The sequence below is a fragment of the Streptomyces sp. PU-14G genome, from assembly GCF_041028275.1.
GTDB lineage: Bacteria > Actinomycetota > Actinomycetes > Streptomycetales > Streptomycetaceae > Streptomyces.
In genome coordinates this window covers 1-7,042 of sequence record NZ_JASKYT010000383.1, presented here as the reverse complement: position 1 = coordinate 7,042, position 7,042 = coordinate 1, and the positions used below count along the sequence as shown (strand labels likewise).

Below are 7,042 nucleotides of genomic sequence, written 5' to 3'. Positions count from 1 at the left end.
CACCAAGGGCGCCGGCCTGGCGGAGGCCCTCTCGGGCGTGCGCGCCGTCGTGCCAACCCGCACCCGTGCCCTCTCCCTCGAACGAGGACGCTGCCCACCCCACCGGGCCCGTCCTCGTGACCGGCGGCACCGGCACTCTCGGCCGTCCGCTCGTCGACCGGCTGCTGGCCGACGGCGTCCCCGTCCGCGTGATGAGCAGGAAGCCGCGCCGGGAGGGCGACGAGCGCCGCTGCGAGTGGGCCGTGTGCGACCTCACCAAGGGCGCCGGCCTGGCGGAGGCCCTCTCGGGCGTGCGCGCCGTCGTGCACTGCGCCACCGACCCGTGGCGCGAGGCGCGGGTGCTCTCGCGTCTCGCGGAGGCGGCTCGGCAGGCGGGCGGCCCGCACCTGGTCTACATCTCCATCGTCGGCGTCGACCGGATCCCGTTCCCTTACTACAAGGGGAAGTACGCCGCCGAGCGGCTGTTGGAGAGGTCGGGTCTGCCGTGGACGATCCTGCGGGCCACCCAGTTCCACGACCTGGTCGCGACGCTGACCACCGCACAGCGGCGCCTGCCCGCCGTCGTGGCACCGTCCGGCTTCCGGTTCCAGCCGGTGGACGTCACCGAGGTGGCCGGGCGGCTCGCCGAGCTCGTCCAGCGGGACCCGGCCGGCCGGGTGCCGGACATGGGCGGGCCGCGGGTCCTCGGCGCCCGCGAGGCGGCAGCACAGGTGCTGCGGGCCACCGGGCGCTCCCGGCGCGTCGTCGGCCTCCCCTTGCCGGGCCGTACCGCCCGCGCGTTCCGCGGGGGCGGCAATCTCGCCCCCGGCCACGCCACGGGGAAGGGCACCTTCGAGGAATTCCTGGACGACCGCTACGGCCACAGGAGGCACAACGGCCACTGACACCGCCGTCGCCACGGCCGCCGAAGACAACGCCGCCGTCACCGTCACCGCCGTCACCGTCACCGCCGACGTCGCCGCAGGCCGCCGCAGGCCGCCGAACGACCGCACCGTGGCGGCCGGTCCCGCGGCGTACCCTCCGGTTCGGCCCGCCGCCCGGGCGTGAGAGCGTGACGGCATGCCCTACGCGACCGCGGCCGACGGTGCCGCGCTCTACTACGAGGTCCACGGCGCCGGCGGCCCGCCGCTGTTGCTGTTGAGCGGGCAGTCCAACGACCACGGATGGTGGGACCCGGTACGGGCCGATTTCGCCGCGACGTTCACCACCCTGGTCTGGGACTACCGGGGCACGGGCCGCAGCGACCGGCCCGACACCGACTCCTACAGCACCCCGGGATTCGCCCGGGACGCGCTGGCCGTCCTCGACCACGCGGGCGTCCAACGGGCGCACGTGTACGGCACGTCGATGGGCGGCCGGGTCGCCCAGTGGCTGGCGGCCGACCATCCCTCCCGCGTCGACCGGCTCGTCCTGGGCTGCACCTCTCCCGGCGCCCCGCACGGCGTCGAGCGGGGGCCCGAGGTGCGGCGTGCTCTCGTGCAGCCGGACGCGCGAGCGGCCCGCGAGGCGCTGCTCGACCTGATGTACACCCCCTCCTACACCGCCGGGCACCCAGGCCCCTTCCACACCTTGGGTGATCCCTCAATGCCCGGACACGCACGCCGCCGCCACCTGAGGGCAAGCGCCGGGCACGACGCGTGGGAGGCGCTGCCCCGCATCACGGCACCCACCCTCGTCGTGCACGGCACGGACGACCGTTTCAACCCCACGGCCAACGCCCCGCTGCTCGCGGGCCGTGTCCCGGGCGCCACCCTCCGGCTGATTCCCGGCGCCCGGCACGCCTACTTCGAGGAGTTCGCCCACGAGGCGACGCCCCTGGTGCTCGGTTTCCTGCGCGACGGCGAGGCCGTCCTGCCGCCCGGGGCATAGCCGGAGGGGGCCGGAGGCACGTGAGCGGCCCGGCCGGTTTCTTACGGACCGGTGACACAAGGGCCGTGAGCCACCGCGGGGCGGCCTCGCGGGCCTAGCGTGGTGAAGATGCGCGTACTTGTCACCGGCGGGGCCGGTTTCATCGGGTCACACATCGTCGACGCCCTGACGGAGGCCGGCCACGAAGTGGTCGTACTCGACGCCCTGTTGCCGTCGGCGCACGAGGAGCGCGGCGCGCTGCCGCTCACCACCGTGCCGGACGCGCGGTGCCTCGTCGGCGACGTCCGCGACCCCGGGACCGTCGCCGACGCGCTGCGAGGCGTGGACGCGGTGTGCCACCAGGCCGCCATGGTCGGGCTGGGCAAGGACTTCTCCGACGCGCCCGCGTACGTCAGCTGCAACGATCACGGCACGGCCGTGCTGTTGTCCGCCATGGAGGCGGCCGGGGTGCGGTCGCTCGTCCTCGCCGGCTCGATGGTCGTCTACGGCGAGGGCCGCTACGTCTGTGACGAGCACGGGACGGTGCGGCCGGGGCCGCGGGCCGTGCCCGATCTGCGTGCGGGGCGGTTCGAGCCGCCGTGCCCCGAGTGCGGGGCGGCGCTGCGGCCCGGTCTCGTCGGGGAGGACGCGCCCCCGGACCCGCGCAACACCTACGCCGCCACCAAGCTGGCACAGGAACACCTGGCAGCGGCCTGGGCACGGGCCTCCGGGGGCCGAGCCGTCTCGCTGCGCTACCACAACGTCTACGGTCCCGGGATGCCGCGTGACACCCCGTACGCGGGGGTCGCCTCGTTCTTCCGTTCCGCCCTCGCGCGCGGCGAGGCGCCGGCCGTGTACGAGGACGGGGCGCAGCGCCGGGACTTCGTCCACGTGCACGATGTGGCGGCGGCCAACGTCGCGGCCCTGGCAGCCGTCACGGAAACGGACACGGGCGCCACCGGGTCGGGCGGGGGTGTGGCAGGCGCTGCGGGCTTCGCCGCCTACAACGTCGGCAGCGACGAACCGCACACCATCGCGGAGATGGCCGCAGCGCTGGCCGAGGCCTACGGCGGGCCCGACCCCGTCGTCACCGGTGAGTTCCGGCTCGGTGACGTCCGGCACATCACCGCCTCGTCGCAGCGTGCGGCCCGCGAGTTGGGCTGGCGCGCGCAGGTCGGGTTCGCGGAGGGCATGAAGGAGTTCGCGGCGGCGGAGATGCGCGCCCCGTCGGGCGAGTGAGGCGCGAGACGGGAGCGCGCCACCGGTCAGCCGACCTGGGTCACCGGGATCGTCAGTTCGAAGCAGCAACCGCCGGTGACGTTGCGGACCGCCGCCGAGCCGTGGTGGGCCTCGATGATGCCCCGCACGATGGCGAGCCCGAGCCCCGCACCCGGCGGGGTGCGGGCGTGGGTGCCCCGCCAGCCGGTGTCGAAGACGCGCGGCAGATCCTCCTCGGGGATGCCGCCGCAGCCGTCCGTCACCGTAAGGACGACCGTCTCGTCCGTACCGCGGGCGTGCACCGCCACCGTGCCGTCGGCAGGGGTGCGGCGGATGGCGTTGGCGAGCAGATTGCCCAGGACCCTGGTCATCTCGCGCGGGTCCACCTCCACGGGGACGTCGACCGCCGCGTCCCCGACGAGACGGACCCCGCTCTTGCGGGCGAGCGGGTCGGCGCCCGCCAGCGCCTCCTCGACGAGCTCGTCCAGTGCCACCTGGTGGGGCGTCAGCGACAGCGCCCCCGCGTGGATGCGGGACAGCTCGAACAGGTCGCCGACCATGGAGTTGAGCCGCTCGACCTCGGCGCGGATCTGCCGCAGACAGCGCCCGGTGTCCTCCACCATGCCGTCCTCCAGCGCCTCGGACATCGCGCGCAGGCCGGCCAGTGGAGTCCGCAGATCGTGGGAGATCCAGGCGACCAGTTCGCGCCGTGAGCTCTCCAGAGCGCGCTCACGGTCGCGCGAGGCGGCCAGTTTCTCACTGGTGGCCGTGAGTTCGCGGGTGAGCGCCGCGAGCTCGGCGGGGTCGTCGTCGGCGCCCTCGCGGGGCGTGGGGAAGCTGCCGCCGTCACCGAAGGAGCGGGCCGCCGCGGTGAGCGCGTTGCTGCGCGCGACGACCCAGCGGCCGAGCAGCAGCGCGGTCGCCAGCGAGACGACGGCCGCCATGGCGACGACGGTGGTGACGACGAACAGGTCGTGGCGGGAGAGGAACATGGCCCAGGCGACGGCGAGTGTCCCGGAGAACATGGCGATCACGGTGACCGTGGAGACGACCGTCAGCGAGACGATCAGCGAACGGTGCCGCAGTGCGCGCAGCGCCAGCGCGCCGAGCAGCCCCGCTGCGGCGGCGCCCAGGAAGGCGAAGAGGGCGATGAGCAGCATGTCGTGCACGTCGTCTCAGCCCTTCCGCGCGCCGGCGGAGCCCGCGTCGCCGGGGCCCGGACGGTCGCCGGAAACGGGGCTGCCACCGGAAACGGGGCTGGCGCCGGAAACGGGGCTGGCGCCGGAAACCGCACTGTCGCCGGCAGCGGGGCTGTCGCCCGAGGCCAGGCGGTAGCCCACGCCCCACACCGTCTGGATGAGCCGGGGGCGGGCCGGGTCGTCCTCGATCTTGGCGCGCAGCCGGCGGACGTGGACGGTGACGGTCGACAGGTCGCCGAAGTCCCAGCCCCACACCTCGCGCATCAGCTCCTCGCGGGTGAAGGCGCGTGCCGGATGCCGCAGCAGATGCGCGAGCAGGTCGAACTCCCGTACGGTCAGGTTGAGCTCGGCGCCGCCCTTGGTGGCCAGCCGCGCGCGCGGGTCGACGGTCAGCCCCGCGACCCGCAGCGGCTCCTCGGGGCGCGCGGACTCCCCGGAGACCGTAGACCGACCGGAGACCGCCGCCTCACCGCCGGCCGCCGCCTGACCGGCGCGCGCGGGCTCGTCCGCGCCACCGCCCGCGCCCCGGCTGCGCCGCAGCACCGACTCGACGCGCAGCACCAGTTCGCGAGGGCTGAAGGGTTTGGTCACGTAGTCGTCGGCGCCCACCTCCAGGCCGAGGACACGGTCGCCCTCGTCGCCGAGCGCGGTCAGCATGATGACGGGCACGGGCCCCTTCTCCCGCAGGCGGCGGCAGACCTCCAGGCCGTCCATCCCGGGCAGCATCAGGTCGAGCACGACGAGGTCGGGGCGGCGCACCGCCGCCCTCTCCAGCGCCTCGGGCCCTGTCTCGGCGCGGTCGACGGTGTGACCGGCCCGATCGAGGTACCCGGCGACGACCTCGGCGACGGTCGGGTCGTCGTCGACCACCAGGACGTGGCCGGAAGGTGGTGTCTGCATGTGCTCAGGGTGGCACCGCACGGGCGGGCGGGGCAGGCGGGCCGTTGACGGAGACGGGCGATGTCCGTGTTTCGTAAGGACACGAAGCCCGGAATGTCGCTTTTTGCTCCGTAGGGTGTCCCGCGTGACCGATCCCCAGCCGGACGCCGCCCCGCCCCCCGGGGCGGCGTCCGGGTCCACGTCCGTGTCCGCCCTCGGGTCCGGGTCTGAACCCGGCCCGGACCGCCCGGAGGAGGCCGTGCCCGTGCCCGCCGTCGATGTCGTCCTGCCCTGTCTCGATGAGGAACAGGCCGTGCCCTGGGTGCTGGAGCGGATTCCGTCCGGCTGGCGGGCGATCGTCGTCGACAACGGCTCGACGGACAGCTCGGCAGCCGTCGCACGGGAGCTGGGCGCCACGGTCGTCAGGGAGGAGCGGCGCGGCTTCGGAGCCGCCTGCCACGCCGGGCTGACGGCGGCCGAGGCGGACATCGTCTGTTTCTGCGACTGCGACGCCTCCCTCGCCCCCTCCCTCCTGGAGCCGTTCGTGGCGGCCGTGCGCGAGGGCCGCAGCGATCTGGTCCTGGGACGCAGACGCCCGCAGACGCGCGGTGCGTGGCCCGCGCACGCCCGTGCGGGCAACCTGGCGCTCTCCCGCATGCTGCGCAGCCGTACCGGCGTACGCCTGCACGATCTGGGCCCCCTGCGCGCCGCCCGCCGCGAGGGGCTGCTGGAGCTCGGCCTGACCGACCGGCGCAGCGGCTACCCGCTGCAAATGGTCGTCAGGGCCGCCGACGCCGGATGGCGGATCGAGGAACGGGACGTGCCCTACCGGCCTCGCTCCGGCAAGTCGAAGGTCACCGGCACCTGGCGCGGCACCTGGCACGCCGTCCGCGACATGCGCGCCGTCCTCAACGCACCACCCGCGCCGACGGCCCCGACGCCACCGTCCGCACCGACGCCACTGTCCGCACCGACGCCATCGTGCGCAGCGATGCCCCCGTCCGCACCGACGGCTCCGCCCGGGCCGACGGGTACGGGAGCGCCGACGGGTACAGGAGCGTCGACGGATTCGGGTGTCCCGCGACCGCCGCACACCACCGAGGAGGCCGCCCGATGACAACCTCGGCCGCGCACCGGTCCCCCGAAGGGGACACCACGCTGCTCGTCATCGCCAAGGAGCCGGTGCCGGGACGCGTCAAGACCCGTCTGTGTCCGCCGTGCACTCCACAACAGGCGGCCGGGCTCGCGGCAGCCGCGCTGCACGACACGTTGACGGCCGTCGCGGCGATGCCCGCCAGACGCCGCGTTCTCGTCCTGTCCGGACGGCCCGGGGAGTGGCTGCCGTCCGGCTTCGACGTCGTCCCCCAGTGCACGGGCGGGCTGGACGAGCGGCTGGCCGCAGCGTTCGATGGCGCGGGCGAGGGACCCGCGCTGCTGGTCGGTATGGACACCCCCCAACTGACGCCCGCGCTGCTGGCGCCCGTTCTGGAGCCCGGCGGCTGGCAGGAGTGCGACGCGTGGTTCGGCCCGGCGGCCGACGGCGGGTTCTGGGCGCTGGGCCTGGCCCGTCCCGACGCCGCCCTCCTGCGGGGCGTCCCCATGTCCACTCCGACGACCGGACAGGCGCAGCTGGCGCGGCTGACGGACGCCGGCCTGCGGGTCCGTCATCTCCCGTCGCTGCGCGACGTGGACACGGCACAGGACGCCGTACAGGTGGCGGTCGAGGCCCCCGAGGGCCGGTTCGCAGCCGCCGTCGCCCGGCTCGGTCCCCTCGTCCCCCGGCAGGCGGTCGCGCAGGATGCCGACGCGCCGGCATCCGCCAGGCCCCAGGAAACCTCCCCCTCCCCCGGAACGGCCACCCGATGACGGCGCCCACCCACACGACACCGCAGCAGACC

The 7,042-nt window shown here is 74.9% G+C and carries 6 protein-coding genes and 1 pseudogene; 5 read left to right on the top strand and 2 right to left on the bottom strand.

Annotation, left to right across the window (positions count from 1 at the left end; genetic code table 11):
* The first annotated feature begins 65 nt into the window (after nt 1–65).
* From AB8Z75_RS29420 to AB8Z75_RS29410, 3 genes are all read left to right on the top strand, one after another.
* Entirely contained in the window at nt 66–884 is an 819-nt protein-coding gene (locus tag AB8Z75_RS29420; RefSeq protein ID WP_369207272.1) for an SDR family oxidoreductase, read from the top strand.
* A 175-nt stretch (nt 885–1,059) separates the two neighbouring features.
* Entirely contained in the window at nt 1,060–1,869 is an 810-nt protein-coding gene (locus tag AB8Z75_RS29415) for an alpha/beta fold hydrolase (RefSeq protein WP_369207270.1), read from the top strand.
* 108 nt (nt 1,870–1,977) lie between these two features.
* On the top strand, nt 1,978–3,087 hold the full coding sequence (locus AB8Z75_RS29410; protein WP_369207268.1) for an NAD-dependent epimerase/dehydratase family protein: 1,110 nt from the start codon (nt 1,978–1,980) through the stop codon (nt 3,085–3,087).
* Between the two features lie 26 nt (nt 3,088–3,113).
* On the opposite strand, the gene AB8Z75_RS29405 is transcribed toward AB8Z75_RS29410, so the two are convergent.
* Together AB8Z75_RS29405 and AB8Z75_RS29400 are read right to left on the bottom strand one after the other, a co-directional pair.
* On the bottom strand, nt 3,114–4,235 hold the full coding sequence (locus AB8Z75_RS29405; RefSeq protein WP_369207266.1) for a sensor histidine kinase: 1,122 nt from the start codon (nt 4,233–4,235) through the stop codon (nt 3,114–3,116).
* Between the two features lie 6 nt (nt 4,236–4,241).
* Entirely contained in the window at nt 4,242–5,165 is a 924-nt protein-coding gene (locus AB8Z75_RS29400; RefSeq protein ID WP_369207264.1) for a response regulator transcription factor, read from the bottom strand.
* A gap of 244 nt (nt 5,166–5,409) precedes the next feature.
* Here AB8Z75_RS29400 and AB8Z75_RS29395 point away from each other — a divergent pair.
* Nucleotides 5,410–6,054: pseudogene (locus tag AB8Z75_RS29395) on the top strand (glycosyltransferase family 2 protein); the annotation flags it as partial.
* A gap of 203 nt (nt 6,055–6,257) precedes the next feature.
* On the top strand, nt 6,258–7,010 hold the full coding sequence (locus AB8Z75_RS29390; RefSeq protein ID WP_369207262.1) for a DUF2064 domain-containing protein: 753 nt from the start codon (nt 6,258–6,260) through the stop codon (nt 7,008–7,010).
* Nucleotides 7,011–7,042 lie beyond the last annotated feature (32 nt).

Bases quoted from the DNA above. Each gene is read 5' to 3' on its own strand.
- AB8Z75_RS29390 (WP_369207262.1), top strand. From the start codon at position 6,258: ATGACAACCTCGGCCGCGCACCGGTCCCCCGAAGGGGACACCACGCTG.
- AB8Z75_RS29410 (WP_369207268.1), top strand. From the start codon at position 1,978: ATGCGCGTACTTGTCACCGGCGGGGCCGGTTTCATCGGGTCACACATC.
- AB8Z75_RS29400 (WP_369207264.1), bottom strand. From the start codon at position 5,165: ATGCAGACACCACCTTCCGGCCACGTCCTGGTGGTCGACGACGACCCG.
- AB8Z75_RS29415 (WP_369207270.1), top strand. From the start codon at position 1,060: ATGCCCTACGCGACCGCGGCCGACGGTGCCGCGCTCTACTACGAGGTC.